The 18,840-nt window shown below is 62.6% G+C and carries 26 protein-coding genes, 1 tRNA gene and 1 pseudogene; 4 read left to right on the top strand and 24 right to left on the bottom strand.

Annotated elements, in window-relative coordinates; translation table 11 throughout:
* Positions 1-195: 195 nt before the first annotated feature.
* Genes ABEA06_RS07445 through ABEA06_RS07435 form a run of 3 tightly spaced genes read left to right on the top strand, consistent with a single transcriptional unit; the run spans position 196 to position 2,443 of the window.
* The gene (locus ABEA06_RS07445; RefSeq protein ID WP_312396966.1) at positions 196-894 is read left to right on the top strand and encodes a transporter substrate-binding domain-containing protein; all 699 of its coding nucleotides are present in this window, start codon (positions 196-198) and stop codon (positions 892-894) included.
* Positions 891-1,670: an amino acid ABC transporter permease gene (locus ABEA06_RS07440; protein WP_345311071.1), complete on the top strand. Its 780-nt coding sequence runs from the start codon at positions 891-893 to the stop codon at positions 1,668-1,670. The genes ABEA06_RS07445 and ABEA06_RS07440 overlap by 4 nt, the downstream gene beginning before the upstream one ends.
* Complete coding sequence (locus ABEA06_RS07435; protein ID WP_345311070.1) at positions 1,667-2,443, top strand: amino acid ABC transporter ATP-binding protein; 777 nt, start codon at positions 1,667-1,669, stop codon at positions 2,441-2,443. The genes ABEA06_RS07440 and ABEA06_RS07435 overlap by 4 nt, the downstream gene beginning before the upstream one ends.
* 335 nt (positions 2,444-2,778) lie before the next feature.
* On the opposite strand, the gene rpsI is transcribed toward ABEA06_RS07435, so the two are convergent.
* The 24 genes from rpsI to ABEA06_RS07315 all read right to left on the bottom strand — a co-directional run bounded on the left by rpsI (position 2,779) and on the right by ABEA06_RS07315 (position 18,155).
* A complete protein-coding gene (gene rpsI, locus ABEA06_RS07430) occupies positions 2,779-3,297 on the bottom strand; it encodes a 30S ribosomal protein S9 (RefSeq protein ID WP_303382532.1) in 519 nt (172 codons plus the stop codon).
* A gap of 31 nt (positions 3,298-3,328) precedes the next feature.
* Positions 3,329-3,772, bottom strand: coding sequence for a 50S ribosomal protein L13 (gene rplM, locus ABEA06_RS07425; RefSeq protein WP_303382531.1), 444 nt, complete (start codon positions 3,770-3,772; stop codon positions 3,329-3,331).
* Between the two features lie 287 nt (positions 3,773-4,059).
* Positions 4,060-4,323: a hypothetical protein gene (locus ABEA06_RS07420; protein ID WP_303382530.1), complete on the bottom strand. Its 264-nt coding sequence runs from the start codon at positions 4,321-4,323 to the stop codon at positions 4,060-4,062.
* 79 nt (positions 4,324-4,402) lie between these two features.
* Positions 4,403-5,299, bottom strand: a complete 897-nt coding sequence (truA, locus tag ABEA06_RS07415; protein ID WP_345311069.1) for a tRNA pseudouridine(38-40) synthase TruA — start codon at positions 5,297-5,299, stop codon at positions 4,403-4,405.
* Positions 5,300-5,366: 67 nt separating this feature from the next.
* Positions 5,367-6,128: a 50S ribosomal protein L17, sunset domain variant gene (gene rplQ / locus ABEA06_RS07410; RefSeq protein ID WP_303382528.1), complete on the bottom strand. Its 762-nt coding sequence runs from the start codon at positions 6,126-6,128 to the stop codon at positions 5,367-5,369.
* A gap of 74 nt (positions 6,129-6,202) precedes the next feature.
* Complete coding sequence (locus ABEA06_RS07405) at positions 6,203-7,222, bottom strand: DNA-directed RNA polymerase subunit alpha (RefSeq protein ID WP_303382527.1); 1,020 nt, start codon at positions 7,220-7,222, stop codon at positions 6,203-6,205.
* A gap of 144 nt (positions 7,223-7,366) precedes the next feature.
* The gene (gene rpsK, locus ABEA06_RS07400; RefSeq protein ID WP_303382526.1) at positions 7,367-7,771 is read right to left on the bottom strand and encodes a 30S ribosomal protein S11; all 405 of its coding nucleotides are present in this window, start codon (positions 7,769-7,771) and stop codon (positions 7,367-7,369) included.
* Between the two features lie 59 nt (positions 7,772-7,830).
* Entirely contained in the window at positions 7,831-8,199 is a 369-nt protein-coding gene (gene rpsM, locus ABEA06_RS07395; RefSeq protein ID WP_303382525.1) for a 30S ribosomal protein S13, read from the bottom strand.
* Between the two features lie 161 nt (positions 8,200-8,360).
* Positions 8,361-8,474, bottom strand: a complete 114-nt coding sequence (gene rpmJ, locus ABEA06_RS07390) for a 50S ribosomal protein L36 (protein ID WP_016997073.1) — start codon at positions 8,472-8,474, stop codon at positions 8,361-8,363.
* A 91-nt stretch (positions 8,475-8,565) separates the two neighbouring features.
* Positions 8,566-8,787 carry a translation initiation factor IF-1 gene (gene infA, locus ABEA06_RS07385; protein WP_016997072.1) on the bottom strand — a complete coding sequence of 74 codons (222 nt, stop codon included), beginning with the start codon at positions 8,785-8,787 and terminating at the stop codon, positions 8,566-8,568.
* A 252-nt stretch (positions 8,788-9,039) separates the two neighbouring features.
* Positions 9,040-10,188 carry a dual-specificity RNA methyltransferase RlmN gene (gene rlmN, locus ABEA06_RS07380; RefSeq protein WP_345311068.1) on the bottom strand — a complete coding sequence of 383 codons (1,149 nt, stop codon included), beginning with the start codon at positions 10,186-10,188 and terminating at the stop codon, positions 9,040-9,042.
* A gap of 37 nt (positions 10,189-10,225) precedes the next feature.
* Positions 10,226-11,059 carry a type I methionyl aminopeptidase gene (gene map / locus ABEA06_RS07375; RefSeq protein ID WP_345311067.1) on the bottom strand — a complete coding sequence of 278 codons (834 nt, stop codon included), beginning with the start codon at positions 11,057-11,059 and terminating at the stop codon, positions 10,226-10,228.
* 99 nt (positions 11,060-11,158) lie between these two features.
* Positions 11,159-11,725 carry an adenylate kinase gene (locus ABEA06_RS07370; RefSeq protein ID WP_345311066.1) on the bottom strand — a complete coding sequence of 189 codons (567 nt, stop codon included), beginning with the start codon at positions 11,723-11,725 and terminating at the stop codon, positions 11,159-11,161.
* A 99-nt stretch (positions 11,726-11,824) separates the two neighbouring features.
* Complete coding sequence (secY, locus tag ABEA06_RS07365) at positions 11,825-13,138, bottom strand: preprotein translocase subunit SecY (protein ID WP_312396507.1); 1,314 nt, start codon at positions 13,136-13,138, stop codon at positions 11,825-11,827.
* A 197-nt stretch (positions 13,139-13,335) separates the two neighbouring features.
* Positions 13,336-13,806, bottom strand: coding sequence for a 50S ribosomal protein L15 (gene rplO / locus ABEA06_RS07360; RefSeq protein ID WP_190781373.1), 471 nt, complete (start codon positions 13,804-13,806; stop codon positions 13,336-13,338).
* Between the two features lie 2 nt (positions 13,807-13,808).
* Positions 13,809-14,018 carry a 50S ribosomal protein L30 gene (gene rpmD, locus ABEA06_RS07355; RefSeq protein ID WP_190781372.1) on the bottom strand — a complete coding sequence of 70 codons (210 nt, stop codon included), beginning with the start codon at positions 14,016-14,018 and terminating at the stop codon, positions 13,809-13,811.
* Positions 14,018-14,743, bottom strand: coding sequence for a 30S ribosomal protein S5 (rpsE, locus tag ABEA06_RS07350; RefSeq protein ID WP_303381378.1), 726 nt, complete (start codon positions 14,741-14,743; stop codon positions 14,018-14,020). The genes rpmD and rpsE overlap by 1 nt, the downstream gene beginning before the upstream one ends.
* Positions 14,740-15,111 (bottom strand): 50S ribosomal protein L18, encoded by a 372-nt coding sequence (gene rplR / locus ABEA06_RS07345; protein ID WP_303381379.1) that lies wholly within the window; start codon positions 15,109-15,111, stop codon positions 14,740-14,742. Before rplR ends, rpsE begins: the two co-directional genes overlap by 4 nt.
* 2 nt (positions 15,112-15,113) lie before the next feature.
* Positions 15,114-15,650 (bottom strand): 50S ribosomal protein L6, encoded by a 537-nt coding sequence (gene rplF, locus ABEA06_RS07340; protein ID WP_345311065.1) that lies wholly within the window; start codon positions 15,648-15,650, stop codon positions 15,114-15,116.
* A 31-nt stretch (positions 15,651-15,681) separates the two neighbouring features.
* Complete coding sequence (gene rpsH, locus ABEA06_RS07335) at positions 15,682-16,080, bottom strand: 30S ribosomal protein S8 (protein ID WP_190781368.1); 399 nt, start codon at positions 16,078-16,080, stop codon at positions 15,682-15,684.
* Between the two features lie 75 nt (positions 16,081-16,155).
* Positions 16,156-16,725: a 50S ribosomal protein L5 gene (gene rplE, locus ABEA06_RS07330; RefSeq protein ID WP_303381381.1), complete on the bottom strand. Its 570-nt coding sequence runs from the start codon at positions 16,723-16,725 to the stop codon at positions 16,156-16,158.
* Positions 16,725-17,069 carry a 50S ribosomal protein L24 gene (gene rplX, locus ABEA06_RS07325; protein ID WP_303381382.1) on the bottom strand — a complete coding sequence of 115 codons (345 nt, stop codon included), beginning with the start codon at positions 17,067-17,069 and terminating at the stop codon, positions 16,725-16,727. Before rplX ends, rplE begins: the two co-directional genes overlap by 1 nt.
* Before the next feature lies 1 nt (position 17,070).
* Entirely contained in the window at positions 17,071-17,439 is a 369-nt protein-coding gene (rplN, locus tag ABEA06_RS07320) for a 50S ribosomal protein L14 (RefSeq protein WP_095796586.1), read from the bottom strand.
* Positions 17,440-18,082: 643 nt separating this feature from the next.
* Positions 18,083-18,155 (bottom strand) — tRNA-Asn (locus tag ABEA06_RS07315).
* A 173-nt stretch (positions 18,156-18,328) separates the two neighbouring features.
* On the opposite strand from ABEA06_RS07315, the pseudogene ABEA06_RS07310 reads away from it, so the two are divergent.
* A pseudogene (locus ABEA06_RS07310) lies at positions 18,329-18,840 on the top strand (integrase); the annotation flags it as partial.

Raw genomic sequence — 18,840 nt, 5'->3', positions numbered from 1 at the left:
TGCTCCGGTGTGTGAAAGGGCCCCGAATGTCCTGGAGAACTACCGGCCCCCGGTATGCTGTGGCTCACAGTCGAGCCATCGATCTCTCCCGTTCAAAACCCCGCACCGCTGCCCCGGTACCGGATTCCGAGCATGTGAATCCGGACGATGACAGACCACCCGCCAGGTTGGGGAACCACGAGCCAGGAGTCGTTCATGGCGTACCTTCGGCGTTTCACGTCGTTCTTAGCAACCCTAGTGGCACTGTTCACAGTATTAGCCGTGAACGTGCCCGGCGCCGTGGCAATGCCCCTGCATCCCGCGCAGGAGACAGGCGGGGGATCGGGCAAAACCTATGTGATCGCCACGGACACCCTGTTTGCGCCCTTCGAGTTCCGGGACTCGTCCGGTGAACTCACCGGCATCGACATCAAGATCATGGAGGCCGTTGCCGAAGATCAGGGCTTCCAGGTGGAATGGTGCTCCCTGGGCTTCAATGCCGCGTTACAGGCCTTGAGCGCGGATCAGGCTGATGGCGTGATTGCGGGTATGTCCATCACGGACGAACGCAAGGAGGTCTACGACTTCTCCGATCCCTACTTCACCGGAACCATGACCTTGGCCGTCAACGAGGATCAGGCGGATGAGATCCTGAGCTGGGACGATCTGCTGGACAAGCGCCTGATGATGAAGACCGGTTCCATGTCCAAGGAAGTGGCTCGCGAGCGGCAGGACCAGTACGGCTACGAGATCACTTCCTTGGACCAAACCACCACCCTGGTGGAATCCGTGAAGTCCGGCAACGCGGACGTGCTCATGGACGATTACCCGGTGATCGCCTACGGCGTGCAGCAAGGATCCGGTCTCGTCACCGTGGTGAGCAGGTCAAGGCCGGCGACTACGGTTTCGCTGTGAACAAGGGCAAGAACACCGAGTTGCTGGAACAGTTCAACGTTGGGCTTGCTGAGCTCAAGGACAGCGGTCGGTATCAGGAAATCGTGGATGAGTTCCTGGCCAGCGATGATCAAGCGGTGGACCGATCCACGTTCTGGGGCCTGGTGGTCATCGCCATGCCCGCGCTTCTGACGGGCCTGAAGAACACCTTGATCGTCACGGCCGTCGCCTTCGTGATCGCCATGGTCCTGGGTCTGGTGTTCGGTTTCCTGAAGATCTCGCGCAACCGTTTTCTCAGGGCAATTTCCACGGCGTTCGTCAGTGTCTTCTGCGGCACTCCGATTCTGGTGTGGGCCTTCTTCTTCTACTTCGGTCTCCCCCAGCTGATCGGGACACCGGTGAACATCTGGGTTGCCGGTGTGCTCACCCTTGCGCTCAACGGCGCTGCCTACATTGCCGAGATCGTACGCGGCGGTGTGCAGTCCGTGGACCCGGGACAGATGGAAGCGGCGCGTTCGCTGGGACTGGGCCACGGCAAGTCCATGCAGAAGGTCGTTCTGCCGCAAGCGTTCAAGATCATGACCCCGTCCCTGATCAACCAACTGGTCATCATGCTCAAGGATTCCCCATTGCTGCTGGCCATTGGTTTTGCCGAACTGCTTTACCAGGCTCAGCAGATTTACGCATCCAACTTCCGCGTCACCGAAGTACTGCTGATTGTGGCAGTGATCTACTTCGTGGCCATTACGCTCCTGACCCAGCTCGCAAACTTCGCCGATAGGAAGATCAACAAATGAGCACTTCAGTCACTGATCGGAGCGAGTCCCCCCAGGACCAGCGCAACCAGAAGATCGTCGTCCGAGATCTGGAAAAGGCCTTTGGGGACAACCATGTGCTCAACGGCATCACCACGAACATTCACGAGGGCGAAGTGGTTTGTGTGATCGGCCCCTCCGGTTCCGGTAAATCGACGTTCTTGCGCTGTCTCAACCGTCTCGAAGATGTCACCGCAGGAACGGTGACCGTGAGCGGTTTCGACCTCACGGACCCCAAGGTCGATATCAACGCCGTCCGCCAACACATCGGCATGGTGTTCCAGCACTTCAATTTGTTCCCGCACATGACCGTGGCGGAAAACATCATGCTGGCACCCACCGAGGTCAAAAAACTCAGTACGGCCGATGCCAGGGAAGCAGCGCTCACGCTCCTGGACCGCGTGGGATTGAAGGAAAAGGCCGACGCCCGGCCGGCGTCGTTGTCCGGTGGACAAAGGCAACGCGTGGCCATTGCGCGTGCCCTGGCCATGAACCCGGAGATCATGCTGTTCGACGAGGCGACCAGCGCTCTGGACCCCGAAATGGTGGGCGAAGTCCTGCAGGTGATCCGCGACCTGGCCAAGTCCGGCATGACGTTGGTCCTGGTGACCCACGAGATGGGTTTCGCCCGCGAAGTCGGTGACCGAGTCATGTTCATGTCCGACGGTGCGATCATCGAGGACGGCGACCCGCAGCAGATCTTCGACAACCCACAGCAGCCCCGGCTTCGGGACTTCCTGTCCAAGGTGCTTTAACCCAGGGATTCCGCGGGGTGCACCCGTGCCGGCCATCCTGCCGGCCACCGAGTCACCGCGTGCACGAGTCTTGTATGCCGACGCCGTCGTCCCACCGTGCCCCTGGCCACGCACGGTGGAGCGGCGACCTCCGCCCCAAGAGCCGGCGGGACCATGCCGTACGTCCGAGGGGCCGGTAGCGCCTCTGTGGTCAGCAGCGCCAGGGCTATGACGGCCCCTCATCGGTAGTGGAGGGTTATAACGGCCCTTAAAACGAAGCGGGACCCCGTACAGCGGACGATGCCGATGTGCGGGGCCCCGAGTCCACGCCGTGTTCGACGTGGGGGCGCGCAGGTTTAGCGCTTGGAGTACTGAGGAGCCTTGCGGGCCTTCTTGAGGCCTGCCTTCTTGCGCTCGATGACGCGGGCGTCACGAGTCAGGAAGCCGGCCTTCTTGAGTGCCGGACGGTTGTGCTCCAGGTCGATCTCGTTCAGCGCGCGAGCGATGCCGAGACGCATGGCGCCGGCCTGGCCGGAGGGGCCACCACCGGAGATGCGGGCGCTCACGTCGTAAGCACCTTCGAGGTCCAGCAGACGGAACGGATCGTTCACTTCCTGCTGGTGCAACTTGTTCGGGAAGTACTCGGCCAGTTCGCGGCCGTTGACGATCCACTTGCCGGAGCCGGGCACCAGGCGCACGCGTGCAATGGCCTGCTTGCGGCGGCCGACGGCCTGACCGGAAACGGTGAGGGGCGCGCGCTCGGAAGCGGGGGCACCACCTTCGACGGGGCCGGTGGATTCCGAGGTGTAGCTGCTGAGCTCCTCGGTACCTTCGGTTACTTCGACAACTTCTACTTCTTCAGTATTCTGAGCCACGATTCTCCTTATGTGCTCTCGTTGGCCCGAATTACTGGGCGACCTGGGTGAATTCGTAGGGCTTGGGCTGCTGTGCCGAGTGCGGGTGCTCGGGGCCTGCGTAGACCTTCAGCTTGGACAGCTGCTGAGCGGCCAGCTTGTTCTTGGGCAGCATGCCCTTGATGGCCTTTTCCACTGCACGGGTGGGGTTCTTCTCCAGCAACTCTGCGTAGTTGGTGGACTTGAGACCGCCCGGGTAACCGGAGTGGCGGTAGGCACGCTTCTGTTCCAGCTTGGCGCCGGTCAGTGCGACCTTTTCTGCGTTGATGATGACGACGAAATCGCCCATGTCCACGTGGGGAGCGAAGGTCGGCTTGTGCTTCCCGCGCAGCAGTGTTGCGGTCTGGCTGGCAAGACGACCCAGGACCACGTCGGTGGCGTCGATGACGTGCCACTGACGCTGGACGTCACCGGGCTTCGGAGTGTACGTACGCACGTTGATCTGCCTTCGTTTGTCTACTGATGACACGACGGTCCGTGTCGGGTTGTTTCGCTGTGCTTCGGGGCCAGGGTGAGAGCCTGGCGGCATCCGCGCTCCCGCAACCCGGTGCACCAATCGGTCTTGCGCTCTGCAACATGAGCAACCGCTTTGGGTACACGTGACCGGGCGGGCACGCACAACAGCAAGCCATGTTACCGGAAGCTTCAAATCGGCGCCAATTAACGGGTCCTGTGCATTTCAGCAGGTAATGATTGGCGACGGCACGTGTTCACGTACCGCCGTCAGAATCCGGTTAACAAGATGGCGAGGGGCAGCACCGAGGCGGCGATGATGCACAGGATCATGGGCAAGAAGCGTCGCGCATTACCCCCGGCAACCGCACCGAGTAGCCCCAGTGGGAAAGAGAGCCATGTGCCAGCGGAGTAACCGGAGAGCGCGAAACCCACGGCGGTCAGGCTGAGCAGTGCACCCGCCCACGCCACTATCGGCGCGACTGGCCCGCCCCAGTTCGGCCGTGGTCGGTAGTCCGTTGCTGTATTGGTCATGAATGCCTCCAGGTCAGAGGGGCAAATATGCACGCTCTACCGCTGAGCCTACTCACTCAACCGCTCGGTCAGCAGGGGCTCAGCCCCCCGGGCGTCTGGCCCGCGTCTGCTCCGCCCGCGCGGCTAATTCGTGATCCGCGGGGTACTCCACGGATTCCAGGACCAGCCCGTGCGGGGGCGCGAGCAGCACCCGGGCATCGCGCACGCGCGCCGCCAACCGATCCCCCAACCAATCCTGTTCGTAGCGGCCCTGGCCCACCCGAACGGCCGCGCCCACGACGGAACGGACCATGTGATGGCAAAAGGCGTCGGCCCGCAGTTGCACGGTCACCAGACCCGATGCATCCCGTTCCACCGCTGCGGACTGCAGTTCACGAATCGTCGTAGCGCCTTCCCGTGGTTTGCAGAAACTTAAGAAGTCGTTGAGTCCCAGTAAATGTTCCACCGCCGAGTTCATGGCCGGAACATCGAGCTTTTCGTTGACCCACCACGCAAAACCGCGCGTCAACGGATCGTGACCGCTGGCGGCGTCGGAGATCCGGTAGGCGTAACTGCGGGACAGCGCCGAGAACCTTGCGTCGAATCCGGCGGGTGCCGCAGCGGCGTCGTGGACGATAACGGCGCCGAGAGCGGACGTGAGCCCCTGGCTGAGGCGGTCCTTGCCCAGCACCCGGTTGAGGGCACCGTTGAGCCGACGAACCAGCGCCTCCCCCGGAGCGACCCCCGCGCGGGCAGCCGTCGATTCCCAGGCGGCCACCGGCACATCCACGTGAATGGTTTGTCGCCGAGCATGCACACCCGTGTCCGTGCGCCCCGCAACGACCGTGCGCACCGGGCGGCGCAGGACCAGCTCGAGCGCGGCCTCCACCGCGCCCTGCACGGTGGGCAGCGAGGGTTGACGTGCCCACCCGCTGAACGGGGCGCCGTCGTACGCCACATTGATCCGCAAGCGCACCAGCTCACCCGACATGTTCATATCCTCCCGAAAAATGACGACGCCGCCGCAGGTTACCTGCGGCGGCGTCGGTCGAGCAGCGTAGTGCTTACTCAGCGATCTTCTGAGCGGCAGCGCCACCGGCCGGCTGGAAACCGGCGGCCTCGGCGTTGGCCGGGGAATCGAACCAGATCTCCGCGGTGGTACCGGAGTACCAGCGGGAGCCGGGAACGTGGTACTTCATGGAATTCTTGTTGCCCTTGATGGAGAAGCCCTCGGGGGCTTCACCGGACTCCAACGGCGCATGCGAACCGGCGAACTCGGCGTCCTGGTTCTCGGCTGCGACCTCGGCTGCCTCTTCGGGGGTCTCGGGAGCCCGCTCTTCAGCGGGGATCTCCTGAGCCTTGACCTCTTCGGCGGTGGTGTCGGCCGGGGTATCGACCGGTGCGGCCGGAGCCACGGCAGCCTTCTCCGTGGCCTTCTCTGCTTCGGCCACAGTGGACTTGGTGGCAACGGGCTCCATGACCAGCTCGATGACCGCCATGGGGGCGTTGTCGCCCTTGCGGTTACCGATCTTGGTGATGCGCGTGTAACCACCGTCGCGGCCGTCCATAGCCGGAGCAATGGCGGTGAACAGCTCGTGCACCACGGACTTGTCGTTGAGCTGACGCATCACGCGACGGCGGGAAGCCAGGTCACCGCGCTTGGCGAAGGTGATCAGACGCTCTGCCACGGGACGGAGGCGCTTGGCCTTGGTCACGGTGGTGGTGATGCGCTTGTGCTCGAACAACTGCTGAGACATGTTCGAGAGCATCATGCGCTCGTGGGTAGGCCCGCCGCCGAGACGGGGTCCCTTGGTAGGGGTAGGCATAGTAGATCTCCTGGTGATCGGTCTCTCGCGTGGCTAGCTCGCGGCCTCGTGAGAAACGGGAAAGTTGTAAGACTTCAGTCGAGGTCGACGTCGAACGGGTTGTTGTTCTCGTCCTCGTCCTCCAACGAAGCTGCGTGCGCGGCGAGGTCGTAACCTGGCGGGGAGTCCTTGAGTGCCAGGCCGAGCTCCTGGAGCTTGGCCTTGACCTCGTCAATGGACTTTGCACCGAAGTTGCGGATGTCCATCAGATCTGCCTCGGAGCGTGCAACCAGTTCACCCACGCTGTGGATGCCCTCACGCTTGAGGCAGTTGTAGGAACGAACGGTGAGTTCGAGATCCTCGATGGGCAAGGCCATATCCGCGGCGGCGGCAGCATCCGTGGGCGACGGACCGATCTCGATACCCTCGGCCGTGGTGTTGAGCTCGCGGGCCAGACCGAACAGCTCCACCAGGGTGGTACCGGCGGAAGCAATGGCATCACGCGGGGTGATGGCCTCCTTGGTCTCCACGTCCAGGATGAGCTTGTCGAAGTCCGTGCGCTGCTCCACACGAGTGGCTTCCACGCGGAAAGTCACCTTGAGGACCGGAGAGTAGATGGAATCAACCGGAACGCGACCGATCTCGGAATCCGCGGACTTGTTCTGCGAAGCAGAAACGTAGCCGCGACCGCGCTCAATGGTCAGTTCGATCTCCAGCTGGCCCTTAGAGTTCAAGGTGGCAATGTGCAGTTCCGGGTTGTGGACCTCGACACCGGCCGGAGCCGAGATGTCAGCGGCGGTCACTTCGCCGGGTCCCTGCTTGCGCAGCCACGCGGTCACGGGCTCGTCCTCCTCGGAGGACAGCGAGAGCTTCTTGATGTTCAAGATCAGCTCGGTGACGTCTTCCTTGACACCGTCCACGGTGGAGAACTCGTGCAGCACACCGTCAATGCGGATGCTGGTCACGGCGGCACCGGGAATGGAGGACAAGAGAGTGCGGCGCAGGGAGTTGCCGAGGGTGTAGCCAAAACCGGGCTCGAGCGGTTCGATCACGAACCGGGAGCGGTTATCAGCCACTACCTCTTCGGTGAGGGTGGGGCGCTGTGCGATGAGCACTGATGTTTCCTTTCAGCGTGCCTCCGCCATATGACGCACGCAGGTGGTGGAAAACAAGGGGTGAGGTGCGCGGAGACCAGGCGAGATCACCGCGTCGATGCGTGGGCACCGAACCTTGACGGCTCGGTGCTCACGCTGCGCGCATCAAACGCGACGGCGCTTGGGGGGACGGCAACCATTGTGAGCGGACGGGGTAACGTCCTGAATGGAGCCAACCTCGAGCCCGGTGGCCTGCAGTGCACGGATAGCGGTTTCGCGTCCGGAACCCGGTCCCTTGACGAACACGTCAACCTTGCGCATGCCGTGCTCCTGAGCACCCTTGGCTGCGGCCTCGGCGGCCTGCTGAGCGGCGAATGGGGTGGACTTACGTGATCCCTTGAAGCCCATGGCGCCGGCGGAAGCCCACGACAAAACGGCACCGGAGGGATCGGTGATGGAAACGATGGTGTTGTTGAACGTGGACTTGATGTGGGCCTGGCCCTGAGTCACATTCTTATTAACCTTGCGGCGCGGCTTGCGAGCAGCCGTCGCGCGAGTTTTCTGAGCCATGAGTTCTCCTACAAAGATCTTCGACGTTGATCAGCCACCGGCTTGGGTGGCGACCACGATTACTTCTTCTTGCCGGCGACCGTGCGCTTGGGACCCTTGCGGGTACGTGCGTTGGTCTTGGTGCGCTGGCCGTGGACCGGAAGGCCACGGCGGTGACGCACACCCTGGTAGCTACCGATTTCGACCTTGCGGCGGATATCGGCGGCAACCTCGCGGCGCAAATCGCCTTCGACCTTGTAGTTGCCCTCGATGTAGTCGCGCAGCTCAACGAGCTGAGCGTCGGTGAGATCCTTCACGCGCACGTCGCCCGAGATGCCAGTGGCATCAAGGGTTGCGAGTGCACGGGTACGACCCACGCCGTAGATGTAAGTCAGCGCGATTTCCAGCCGCTTTTCGCGGGGGAGGTCTACGCCTGCGAGACGAGCCATGTTGGCGGTTCTCCTTGTACTGTCCGGAGGTCTTGAACACTGCGTCCCGAACAAGGTGTTCCGTTCGGTCTCCGGCCTCCGTGCCGGGGGTTGCCGCACCGTGCGGTGCTGGCTGCAGTGTCCGTTCTGTCAATCCACTTGCGTGGACGGGAGCGCTCCCGTCAGCCCTGGCGCTGTTTGTGCCTGGGGTTCGAACAGATCACCATGACTCGGCCGTTACGGCGAATCACCTTGCAGTTGTCGCAGATCTGCTTGACGCTCGGTTGGACCTTCATCGCATTCCTTCGCGTACTAGTGGTGGTGAATAACGCAGCAAACACCCCGCAGATCACAGCGATCCGCGCGGTGTGTGGCGCCGCGATTGTGCTACTTGTAGCGGTAGACGATCCGGCCTCGGGTTAGGTCATACGGGCTCAGCTCCACCACGACCCGGTCCTCGGGGAGGATTCGGATGTAGTGTTGGCGCATTTTCCCAGAGATGTGGGCAAGCACCTTGTGACCGTTGTTCAGCTCAACACGGAACGACGCGTTGGGCAGAGCCTCGACCACAGTGCCTTCGATCTCGATGACTCCGTCTTTCTTGGCCATATCCTCCGCTAACTTTTCGAGGGGTCCGGTTATCTATCCGGACGGTTTACAGAACTCTCGCCACTGACGGCCGGCAGCCACAACTCTCCCCTGAAACGTACGTTCGGGGTGGGTTCGTGGGTGGGCACAGCTCAGCGGCGCGAGCACAGACAACCAACGCAATACGTTACGCGGTTGAGACTTGATATGCAATCCGGTAATGGGTAGGGGCTACCGGCCACGTTCTATTCCGGCGACGACGCCGCCGCGGGCCTAGACGTCAGCGGCCAGCTGGCCGCATGCGCCGTCGATGTCGGAACCGCGGGTGTCGCGCACCGTGGTGGGGATGCCGTGGGCGCGCAGCCGCTCCACGAAGTTCTGCTCGACTCCCGGGCGCGACGCCGTCCATTTGGAACCCGGCGTGGGGTTCAACGGGATGGGGTTCACGTGAACCCATCCGGCACCGCGCTTGTTGAGCTTCTCCCCCAGCAGGTCCGCTCGCCAGCCCTGATCGTTCATGTCACGGATCAGCGCGTACTCGATGGATACTCGGCGGCCGGTGGCGTCGTAGTACTCGCGTGCGGCGTCCAACGCTTCGTCGACCTTCCAGCGGTTGTTGACCGGGATCAGTTCGTCGCGCAGTTCGTCGTCCGGTGCGTGCAGGGACAGCGCCAGGGTGATCGGCAGCTTTTCCTGGGTGAATTTACGCATGCCCGGCACCAGACCAACGGTGGACATGGTCAACCCGCGTGCGGAAATGCCCAGGCCTTCGGGCGAGGGATCGATCAGACGATGCACGGCGCCCATGGTGGCCTTGTAATTGGCCAGCGCCTCACCCATGCCCATGAAAACGATGTTCGACACCCGCAGCGGGGCCTCCTCTGCGGGGCCCACCACGCCGTCACGCAGGGCCCGGATGCCTTGCACGACCTGGTCCACGATCTCCGCGGCGGAAAGGTTACGCGTCAGCCCGGCCTGGCCCGTGGCACAAAACGGGCAGTTCATGCCACAACCGGCCTGGGAGGAAATGCACATGGTCACGCGCTTGCTGTAGCGCATCAGCACCGACTCGACCATGGCGCCGTCGAACAGGCGATGGACGGACTTGACCGTCATGCCTTGATCGGCCTTGAGGTTCTTGACCGTGGTCAGCAGCTGAGGCATGGCGGCGACAACCAACTCCTCGCGTTGGCCGGCCGGTAGGTCGGTCATCTTCTCCGGGTCGGATTCGAAGCGCTCGAAGTAGTGCTTGGACAGTTGCGCGGCGCGGAAGGCCGGGTATCCGGCTTCTCGCAGCATGTCCTTGCGCCCGGCCAGATCCAGATCCGCCAGGTGCTGCGGCGGCTTCCCGCGACGAGCGGGCTTGAACACCAGCTGGCCGGGTTTGGGTCGTTGCGTGATTTCTACAGTTTCGGTGGCCATGTCTGGTCCTCTCGCTCGTGCGTACCGCGCGTGCGGTTCAGGATGCGGCTATCGGGACGGGATGTACGCCCAGTGGTTCAAGTTCGCAAGCACCGCCGTCTTCGGCTGTCAGCACCCACAGTCCCTTGGAGTGCAGGCAGACGCTGTGTTCCCATTGGCTCGCGTTGGAGCCGTCCACGGTCACCACGGTCCAATCGTCCTCGAGGATTCTGGTTTCAATACCTCCGCGCACCAGCATGGGCTCAATGGCAAGTGCCATACCCGCAACCAGTCGGGGTCCGCGGTTGCGCACCGCGTAGTTGGGAACGTCCGGTGCCATATGCATCGCGGTGCCGATGCCGTGACCCACGTAGTCCTCCAGGATACCAAGACGCTGCCCGACAGCACCGTGCACATAGTTCTCCACCGCCTGCCCGATGTCGCCCACGTGAGTGCCCGTGGCCATGGCGGCGATGCCACGCCACATGGCTGCGCGGGTCACCTCGGACAGCTCGACGTCCGCGGGGTCGTGCTGCTCCCCCACCAGCACGGTCCGGGCCGAGTCACCATGCCAGCCGTCGACGATGGCACCACCGTCGATGGAGACGATGTCCCCGTCCGCCAAGACGTCGCTGCCTGGAATTCCGTGCACCACCCGGTCATTGACGGACACGCACACCGTGGCCGGGTAGCCGAAGTACCCTAGGAAGTTCGACTCCGCATTGTTGTCCGCGAGGACGTCCCGAAAGGCCCGGTCCACGTCAGCGGTCGTGGCGCCGGGGACGGCCGCGGCAACGGCGGCGTCCAAAGCGCGCGAAGTTACCACCCCTGCGCGGGCCATGACCGCGAGCTGAGCGTCGGACTTCAGTTCTACCTTGCGGCGACCAAACACGGTGAGCCATTCCCTTCGTAGTGATGTGTATTGACAACGGCTAAGCCCTCGGAAGGCGCACAGCAGCGCCGCTCCGAGGGCTTACAGCCGCGATCCGTGTCAGCGGGCCAGTGTCGCCATGATGCGTTCGGTGACCTCGTCGATGTCACCGAGGCCGTCCACCTGAGTCACGATGCCACGCTGGTTGTAAACCTCGACGACCGGTGCGGTCTGCTCGTCGTACACGTCCAGACGATGCCGAATCACATCTTCGGTGTCGTCGGTTCGGCCCTGGTCCTGGGCGCGACCCAATAAACGCTTGACGAGCTCGTCATTGTCCGCGGTCAGCAGCAACACCACGTCCAGGTGGGTGTCGTTGGCCTCCAGAATGTTGTCCAGCTCTTCGACCTGAGCCACGGTGCGGGGGTAACCGTCCAGCAGGAAACCGTTGTTGACGTCCGACTGCGCCAGACGATCCCGAACCATGGAGTTGGTCACCGAGTCCGGGACCAGGTTGCCCGCGTCCGTGTAGCGCTGGGCTTCCTGACCGAGCTCGGTCTGCTCCTTGATATTGGCTCGGAAAATATCCCCCGTGGAGATCGCAGGAACGCTCAATTGTTCACAGATGCGAGCCGCTTGCGTGCCCTTGCCAGCGCCTGGCGGTCCGATGATCAACATACGGGTCATGGTTTCTCCTTGCACGAACTTCTCTGGTCCCCCACCACTTTACTGGCAACGGCCCACTGGCGGGGCAGATCCTCGGGATCGTGGGAACTCGGCGGGCAACTACTGACGCAACAGTCCCTCGTAATGGCGCTGCTGCAACTGGGCGTCGATCTGCTTCACGGTGTCCAGACCCACACCCACCATGATCAGCAGCGACGGGCCGCCGAACGGGAAATTCTGGTTCGCGTCGAAAAGCACCAGTGCAACGAGCGGGATCATGGACACGATGCCCAGGTACAGGGCACCGGGCAGGGTGATCCGGGAGAGCACATAGCGCAGGTAGTTCTCCGTGGGGCGCCCCGCACGGATGCCCGGGATGAAACCTCCGTAACGCTTCATGTTGTTGGAGACTTCCTCGGGGTTGAAGGTGATGGACACGTAGAAGTACGTGAACGCCACGATCATCAGGAAGTACGTGACCATGTACACCGGGTGATCACCCGATGTCAGGTACGTGTTAATCCAGGTGACCCAACCCGGCACCGGTGAGCCGTCGCTGGGCATTCCGAACTGCGCGATCATGGACGGCAGCATCAGCATGGACGACGCGAAAATGATGGGGATCACCCCGGCCATGTTGACCTTGAGCGGAATGTACGTGCTGGTGCCACCGATCGTGCGGCGACCCACCATGCGCTTGGCGTACTGCACGGGAATGCGGCGTTGTGACTGCTCCACGAACACCACGCACGTGATGACCACCAGCCCCACGGCACACACCGCCAGGAACAAGCCCCAACCGCGGGTGCGGAGAATGTCACCGAGCGCGGAGGGGAAGGTTGCGGCGATAGACGTGAAGATCAACAAGGACATGCCGTTACCGACGCCCCTGTCGGTGATGCGCTCACCGAGCCACATGATCAAGGTGGTGCCGGCGGTCATCGTGAGGATCATGATGACCAGGATCATCAGCGAGTCGTCGGGAATGATCGGCAGGGGGCAGTCACCCAGCAGAGCACCGGAGCGAGCCAGCGACACCACCGTGGTGGCGTTGAGTGCGGCCAGACCAATGGTCAGATAGCGGGTGTACTGCGTGAGCTTGGTCTGCCCTTGGGCGCCCTCTTCGTGGAGTTCCTGGAAACGAGGAATGACCACGCGCAGCAACTGCACGATGATACTGGCCGTGATGTAAGGCATCACGCCCAACGCGAAGATGGACAGTTGCAGGAGCGCACCGCCGCTGAACAGGTTGACCAGGTCGTACACGCCGCCGCTGGTGTTACCCAAGGCCAGACACTGCTGCACGTTGCCGTAGTCCACGCCAGGCGCGGGGATGAAAGTGCCCAACCTGTAGATCACGATGATCCCGAGGGTGAACAGCAGCTTATTGCGCAGTTCCGGCGTTGTGAACGCCCGTGCGAAAGCACTGAGCACAGGTCCTCCTCCAAAAACTTCAGTGTTGGCCCGGCCGGTCCCGACCCCGGGCAAGTCTAGCGAAGGATGCCGCGCGCTCACGATGGGAGGTGAGCGCCGACACCCCGGTAAAAAGTAGCGGGCCCCGCGCCGACAATACGGCACGGGGCCCGCTTCAGTTCAGGGTTACACCCTACAACCGATTACTGCGTTCGGTCTCACGCGGTCTGCGTGGAACCGCCGGCAGCGGCGATCTTCTCAGCCGCGGAGGCGGAGAACTTGTCCGCGGTGATGTTCAGTGCAACGGAGATCTCTCCGGTGCCCAGAACCTTGACCGGCTGGTTCTTGCGGACTGCACCCTTGGCGACCAGATCGGAGATACCGATCGTGCCTCCTTCGGGGAACAGCTCGCCCAGACGGTCCAGGTTCACGACCTGGTACTCCACCCGGAACGGGTTGGTGAACCCACGCAGCTTGGGCAGACGCATCTGCAACGGCAGCTGACCGCCGGCAAAGCCGGCTTTCACCTGGTAACGCGCCTTGGTGCCCTTGGTACCACGACCGGCAGTCTTACCCTTCGAAGCCTCACCACGACCCACACGGGTCTTGGACTGGTGAGATCCGGGGGCCGGACGCAGGTGGTGAACCTTCAGGGCGTGCTGCTTCTTGCTCCCAATGTTTTCAGCCATGCTCACTCGGCCTCCTCAACCTCTACGAGATGCGACACGGTATTGATCATGCCCGCGGTCGCTGCATCGGCCTTGCGTACCACCACGTTGCCCGGCTTCTTCAAGCCCAGGGAACGCAGGGTGTCACGCATGTTCTGCTTCTGACCGACCATGGAGCGGATCTGCTTGATACGCAGGTTGGCACCGTCGGCCTGAATGCGCTTTCCGTTCATCAGGCACCTGCCTTCTGGATATCGCGCAGCAGCGGAGCCGGAACAACCTCGTCCATGGGCAAGCCACGACGGGCAGCCACGGAAGCGGGCTCTTCGAGCATCCGCAGGGCCTCGATGGTTGCCTGCACGATGTTGATCTGGTTGGACGAACCCAAGGACTTGGACAGCACGTCGTGGATACCCGCGCACTCGAGTACGGCACGCACCGGACCACCGGCGATAACACCGGTACCCGGGGTGGCCGGACGCAGCATCACGACACCGGCAGCGGCTTCGCCCTGCACACGGTGCGGAATGGTGCGATCTTCCACGCGAGGAACCCGGAAGAAGTTCTTCTTGGCTTCCTCCACGCCCTTGGAAATAGCGGCGGGAACTTCCTTGGCCTTGCCGTAACCCACGCCGACCATGCCGTTGCCATCGCCAACCACCACGAGGGCGGTGAAGCTGAAGCGGCGGCCACCCTTGACCACCTTGGACACACGGTTGATGGTCACGACGCGCTCGAGGAACTTGTCCTTCTCCTCGTCACGACCGCCACGGCCACCACGGCCGCCGCGTTCGTTACGACCGCCGCGTTCGCCACGGCCACCACGCTCGTTGCGGTTGCCGCGACCGCCGCGGCCACCGCGGTTGTCGTCAGCTCCCTGCTGAGCCTCGGTAGCTTCGTTGGAAGCGTTGGTGGCTTCGCTCACCTTGGTTTCCTTCTCATTGTTCTGCTCGCTCACAGCGCCAGACCTCCTTCACGGGCACCATCGGCCACCGCGGCCACACGGCCGTGGTACTTGTTACCGCCACGGTCGAAAACCACAGTTTCGATTCCGGCAGCCTTGGCGCGTTCGGCAACGAGCTCGCCCACGCGCTTGGCCTTGGCGGTCTTGTCGTCCGAGGCGGACCGCAGGTCAGCTTCCATGGTGGAAGCGGACGCCAGGGTGACACCCTTGTCGTCGTCGATCACCTGAGCGACCATGTGACGCGCGGAGCGGGTCACTACGAGACGGGGACGCACAGCGCTGCCGGCAACGTACTTGCGTACGCGGCGGTGACGGCGTGCACGCTGAGCGGACTTCGACTTGCCCTTGATTACGAGAGCCATGATTACTTACCAGCCTTTCCGGCCTTGCGGCGGATCTGCTCGCCGGCGTAACGCACGCCCTTGCCCTTGTAGGGGTCGGGCAGACGCAGCTTACGGATCTTCGCGGCAACCTGGCCAACCTGCTGCTTGTCGATGCCGGCGACGGTGACCTTGTTCGAGCCTTCGACGGACAGCGTGATGCCGTCCGGAGCCTCGAACGGGACAGGGTGGCTGTAGCCCAGAGCGAACTCCAGGTTGGCGCCCTTGGCCTGCACACGGTAACCGGTTCCGACGATTTCCAGCTGCTTGCTGTAACCCTCGGAGGCACCCTGGACCATGTTGGCGATCAGGGTACGAGTCAAACCGTGCAGAGCGCGGGATTCACGCTCGTCGTTGGGGCGGGACACCTGAACGGTGCCGTCTTCCACAACCACGGTGATGGGAGCGGCCACGGTTTGAGTCAATGCGCCCTTGGGGCCATTGACCTTCACCACGGAACCGTCCACAGCGACCTCCACACCGGCGGGCACAGAGATCGGGAGACGTCCAATACGTGACATGTTCTCTTCCTTTCTTGTTCTGTGCTACCGATTACCAGACGTACGCGAGGACTTCCCCGCCCACGCCCTTCTTGCCGGCCTGCTTGTCAGTCAGCAGACCCGAAGAGGTGGAGAGGATCGCGATGCCCATACCGCCGAGAACCTTCGGCAAGTTGGTGGACTTCGCGTACACGCGCAAACCCGGCTTGGAGATGCGGCGAACGCCCGCAATGGAACGCTCACGGTTGGGGCCGAACTTCAGGGACAGAACGAGGGTTTTTCCGACCTTGGCCGGCTCCTCGTTCCAGTCCGCAATGTAACCCTCGGCCTTAAGGATGTCCGCAACCCGAGCCTTCAGCTTGGAGTACGGCATGCTCACGGTGTCGTGGTATGCGGAGTTCGCATTACGCAGACGCGTCAGCATGTCTGCGACAGGATCTGTCATTGTCATGTTTGGGCACATGCCCTTCCTCGTCACGGTTTCCCGGCCGGTTACAGCCAGTCGGGACCTCTGACGTCGCGGGAATTAGTTGGTCTTGAACGGGAAGCCGAGCGCCTTGAGCAGCGCGCGACCCTCGTCGTCAGTCTTGGCGGAGGTCACCACGGTGATATCCATACCGCGCACGCGGTCGATCCGGTCCTGGTCGATTTCGTGGAACATGGACTGTTCCGTCAAACCGAAGGTGTAGTTGCCGTTACCGTCGAAGTGACGATCGGACAAACCACGGAAGTCACGGATACGCGGCAGGGCCAGGGTCACCAGACGGTCCAGGAATTCCCACATGCGATCGCCACGCATGGTGACGTGAGCGCCAATGGGCATACCTTCGCGCAGCTTGAACTGTGCAATGGACTTCTTGGCGCGGTTGACCACGGGCTTCTGGCCGGTGATGGCCGTCAGGTCCTTGATGGCGGAATCCACCAGCTTGGAGTCCTTGGCTGCCTCGCCCAGACCCATGTTCACGACGACCTTGGTGATGCGGGGCAGCTGCATGACGTTCGTGAAACCGAACTCTTCCTGCAGTGCCGGCGCAACGGTCTCGTGGTACTTGGTCTTGAACCGCGGTGTCATCTTGGTTTCGGTCGTTTCGCTCATCACAGATCCTTGCCGGTGCTCTTGGACACGCGAACGCGGACGGTCTTCTGCTTGCCGTCGCGCTCCACGGTCTCGGTGCGGTAGCCCACGCGGGTCGGCTTGCCGGTCTCCGGGTCCACGAGCATCACGTTGGAGATGTGAATGGGAGCCTCGGTCTTGACGATGCCACCGGCTTCGCCCTGGGCGCTGGCACGCTTGTGCTTGGTCATCACGTTGACACCCTCGACCACCACGCGGGAGGTTTCGGTGTTCACGCGCAGGACCTTGCCCTGCTTGCCCTTGTTCTGCTTGCTGCCGGAAATGACCTGAACCAGGTCTCCGGTCTTAATCTTGAATTTCGCCATGTCAGAGCACCTCCGGAGCCAGCGAGATGATCTTCATGAACTTCTTGTCGCGCAGCTCGCGACCCACGGGGCCGAAGATGCGCGTGCCACGGGGATCCCCGTCGGTCTTCAAGATCACTGCGGCGTTCTCGTCGAAACGAATGTAGGAGCCGTCGGAACGGCGCCTCTGCTTCTTGGTACGGACCACAACGGCCTTGACAACGTCGCCCTTCTTGACGTTGCCACCGGGGATTGCGTCCTTTACGGTGGCGACAATAACGTCGCCAATGCCTGCGTAACGGCGTCCGGATCCACCGAGTACACGGATGGTGAGGATTTCCTTCGCACCCGTGTTATCGGCGACCCTAAGCCGCGACTCCTGCTGAATCACTGATTTCTCCTGTCGTCGCGCCGGTTCTCATCCATATCTGGACGATGTCGAGCCTTGCGGAACGGTAGATATTTGAACGCTTCGCTGCACGGTGCTCCCCGTGACCGTAGGAGGGGTCCGAGGCGTTTTCACAAAGCACGTACGCGCTGGGTTTGTGGCGTGAGTGGTTCGAAGTGACTCAGACGAACGGGTCATCTGCTTCGCTGCCCCACTGAGGATCGGTCTGCGCAACCAGAATCCGTGAACGGGCAGCTGAGGCGCGGTGATCATCGCTTGACGATGCCGCGCGCTGTTTCGCGTGTCGGAACGCGCGAATACGCTGGCTCGTGCCCCGCTTTCTCTTCCGAGAATGTGGACCGCCAGGCGGTTCCAGGAGCATTGAGGATTCTGACTCAGCAGTGTCGAAGTCAGTGATGTGGGCACACGTGTGCCACACGCGTACTGCCCCACTCTACAGCTCAGGCACCCTCGGGTCCAACTGACNACTTCCTCACGCCCAAAATCAATTCACCCGGTGCTTCTGGAATCACACTCCGGCCTGAACCCGCGTCGGTGGATCGAGGCTTAGGTATCCACCCCGATCGCGCGCCAAACCCCGAACACGAAAAGAGCCCCGGCGGACCGGGGCTTCTCTCGATGCTTGCTCCCCCGACTGGACTCGAACCAGTAACCCTTCGATTAACAGTCGAATGCTCTGCCAATTGAGCTACGGGGGACCGTGCACATCCGTGCAACGAAAAGCTACTTTACAGACCCTTCGCCGGTTCCTCAAATCCACGCGTTGACTCATTGAAGATGCCCGCGTAGGTCGAGTCGTTGACTCATCCGAGAATGCCCGCGTGCGAGAACATCTGGGATGGAGCTCACGATGGGACAACGCAGGGCGGTCATGGCAGCTCAGCTCAATAAATGGCCAAAAGCCACGAAAGCAGAGAAGTCGGCGATCCTAGACGCGGTGTGCGAGGTGACCGGCTGGCACCGTGACCACGCACGCAAGGCGATCCGACGGGGATTGACCGAGCGTGCTCGCGGCGGCCCGGCACCACACAAGCAGCGTGTTCCAGTCCGGACCTATGATGCGGCCGCAGTCGAGCTGCTCACTCGCTGTTGGGCCGTGTTGGACGGCCCGACGGGCAAGCGGCTGCATCCGGCGCTGCCGCAGGTGCTGGCCAACCTGGAACTCCACGGCCACTTGGACGGGGTCGCCCCTGAGGTCATTGCGCAGGTGCGTTCGATGTCGCCGGCCACGATCGATCGACGCCTCGCCGACGCCCGGGCCGGGCTGGTGGCCCGCAAACCGATCAGCCATACCCGGCCGGGATCGATGTTGAAGGCCTCAATCCCGATGAAGACCTGGCGAGAGTGGAACGACGCCGAGCCCGGGTTTATCCAGATCGACCT

The organism is Kocuria gwangalliensis, from assembly GCF_039544365.1.
GTDB classification, from domain to species: Bacteria; Actinomycetota; Actinomycetes; order Actinomycetales; family Micrococcaceae; genus Kocuria; species Kocuria gwangalliensis.
The sequence above is the reverse complement of the archived record's forward strand: the minus strand, read 5'-3'. Positions and strand labels throughout refer to the sequence as shown.

Excerpts from the sequence above, each read along its gene's own strand:
- rlmN (WP_345311068.1), bottom strand. The coding sequence starts at position 10,188 with ATGGCCACCGAAACTGTAGAAATCACGCAACGACCCAAACCCGGCCAG.
- truA (WP_345311069.1), bottom strand. The coding sequence starts at position 5,299 with ATGAACATGTCGGGTGAGCTGGTGCGCTTGCGGATCAATGTGGCGTAC.
- ABEA06_RS07420 (WP_303382530.1), bottom strand. The coding sequence starts at position 4,323 with ATGACCAATACAGCAACGGACTACCGACCACGGCCGAACTGGGGCGGG.
- rplE (WP_303381381.1), bottom strand. The coding sequence starts at position 16,725 with ATGAGCGAAACGACCGAAACCAAGATGACACCGCGGTTCAAGACCAAG.
- rpsM (WP_303382525.1), bottom strand. The coding sequence starts at position 8,199 with ATGGCTCGTCTCGCAGGCGTAGACCTCCCCCGCGAAAAGCGGCTGGAA.
- rpsK (WP_303382526.1), bottom strand. The coding sequence starts at position 7,771 with ATGGCTCAGAAAACTCGCGCGACGGCTGCTCGCAAGCCGCGCCGCAAG.
- rplF (WP_345311065.1), bottom strand. The coding sequence starts at position 15,650 with ATGTCACGTATTGGACGTCTCCCGATCTCTGTGCCCGCCGGTGTGGAG.
- rpmJ (WP_016997073.1), bottom strand. The coding sequence starts at position 8,474 with ATGAAGGTCCAACCGAGCGTCAAGCAGATCTGCGACAACTGCAAGGTG.
- ABEA06_RS07445 (WP_312396966.1), top strand. The coding sequence starts at position 196 with ATGGCGTACCTTCGGCGTTTCACGTCGTTCTTAGCAACCCTAGTGGCA.
- ABEA06_RS07435 (WP_345311070.1), top strand. The coding sequence starts at position 1,667 with ATGAGCACTTCAGTCACTGATCGGAGCGAGTCCCCCCAGGACCAGCGC.
- rpsH (WP_190781368.1), bottom strand. The coding sequence starts at position 16,080 with ATGACAATGACAGATCCTGTCGCAGACATGCTGACGCGTCTGCGTAAT.
- ABEA06_RS07370 (WP_345311066.1), bottom strand. The coding sequence starts at position 11,725 with ATGACCCGTATGTTGATCATCGGACCGCCAGGCGCTGGCAAGGGCACG.
- rplX (WP_303381382.1), bottom strand. The coding sequence starts at position 17,069 with ATGGCGAAATTCAAGATTAAGACCGGAGACCTGGTTCAGGTCATTTCC.
- rplO (WP_190781373.1), bottom strand. The coding sequence starts at position 13,806 with ATGGCTGAAAACATTGGGAGCAAGAAGCAGCACGCCCTGAAGGTTCAC.
- infA (WP_016997072.1), bottom strand. The coding sequence starts at position 8,787 with ATGGCCAAGAAAGACGGAGTCATCGAGATCGAAGGCACTGTGGTCGAG.
- rpmD (WP_190781372.1), bottom strand. The coding sequence starts at position 14,018 with ATGAACGGAAAGCGCATTCAGGCCGACGGTGCCAACCTGCGTATCAAG.
- rplR (WP_303381379.1), bottom strand. The coding sequence starts at position 15,111 with ATGGCTCTCGTAATCAAGGGCAAGTCGAAGTCCGCTCAGCGTGCACGC.
- rplQ (WP_303382528.1), bottom strand. The coding sequence starts at position 6,128 with ATGCCTACCCCTACCAAGGGACCCCGTCTCGGCGGCGGGCCTACCCAC.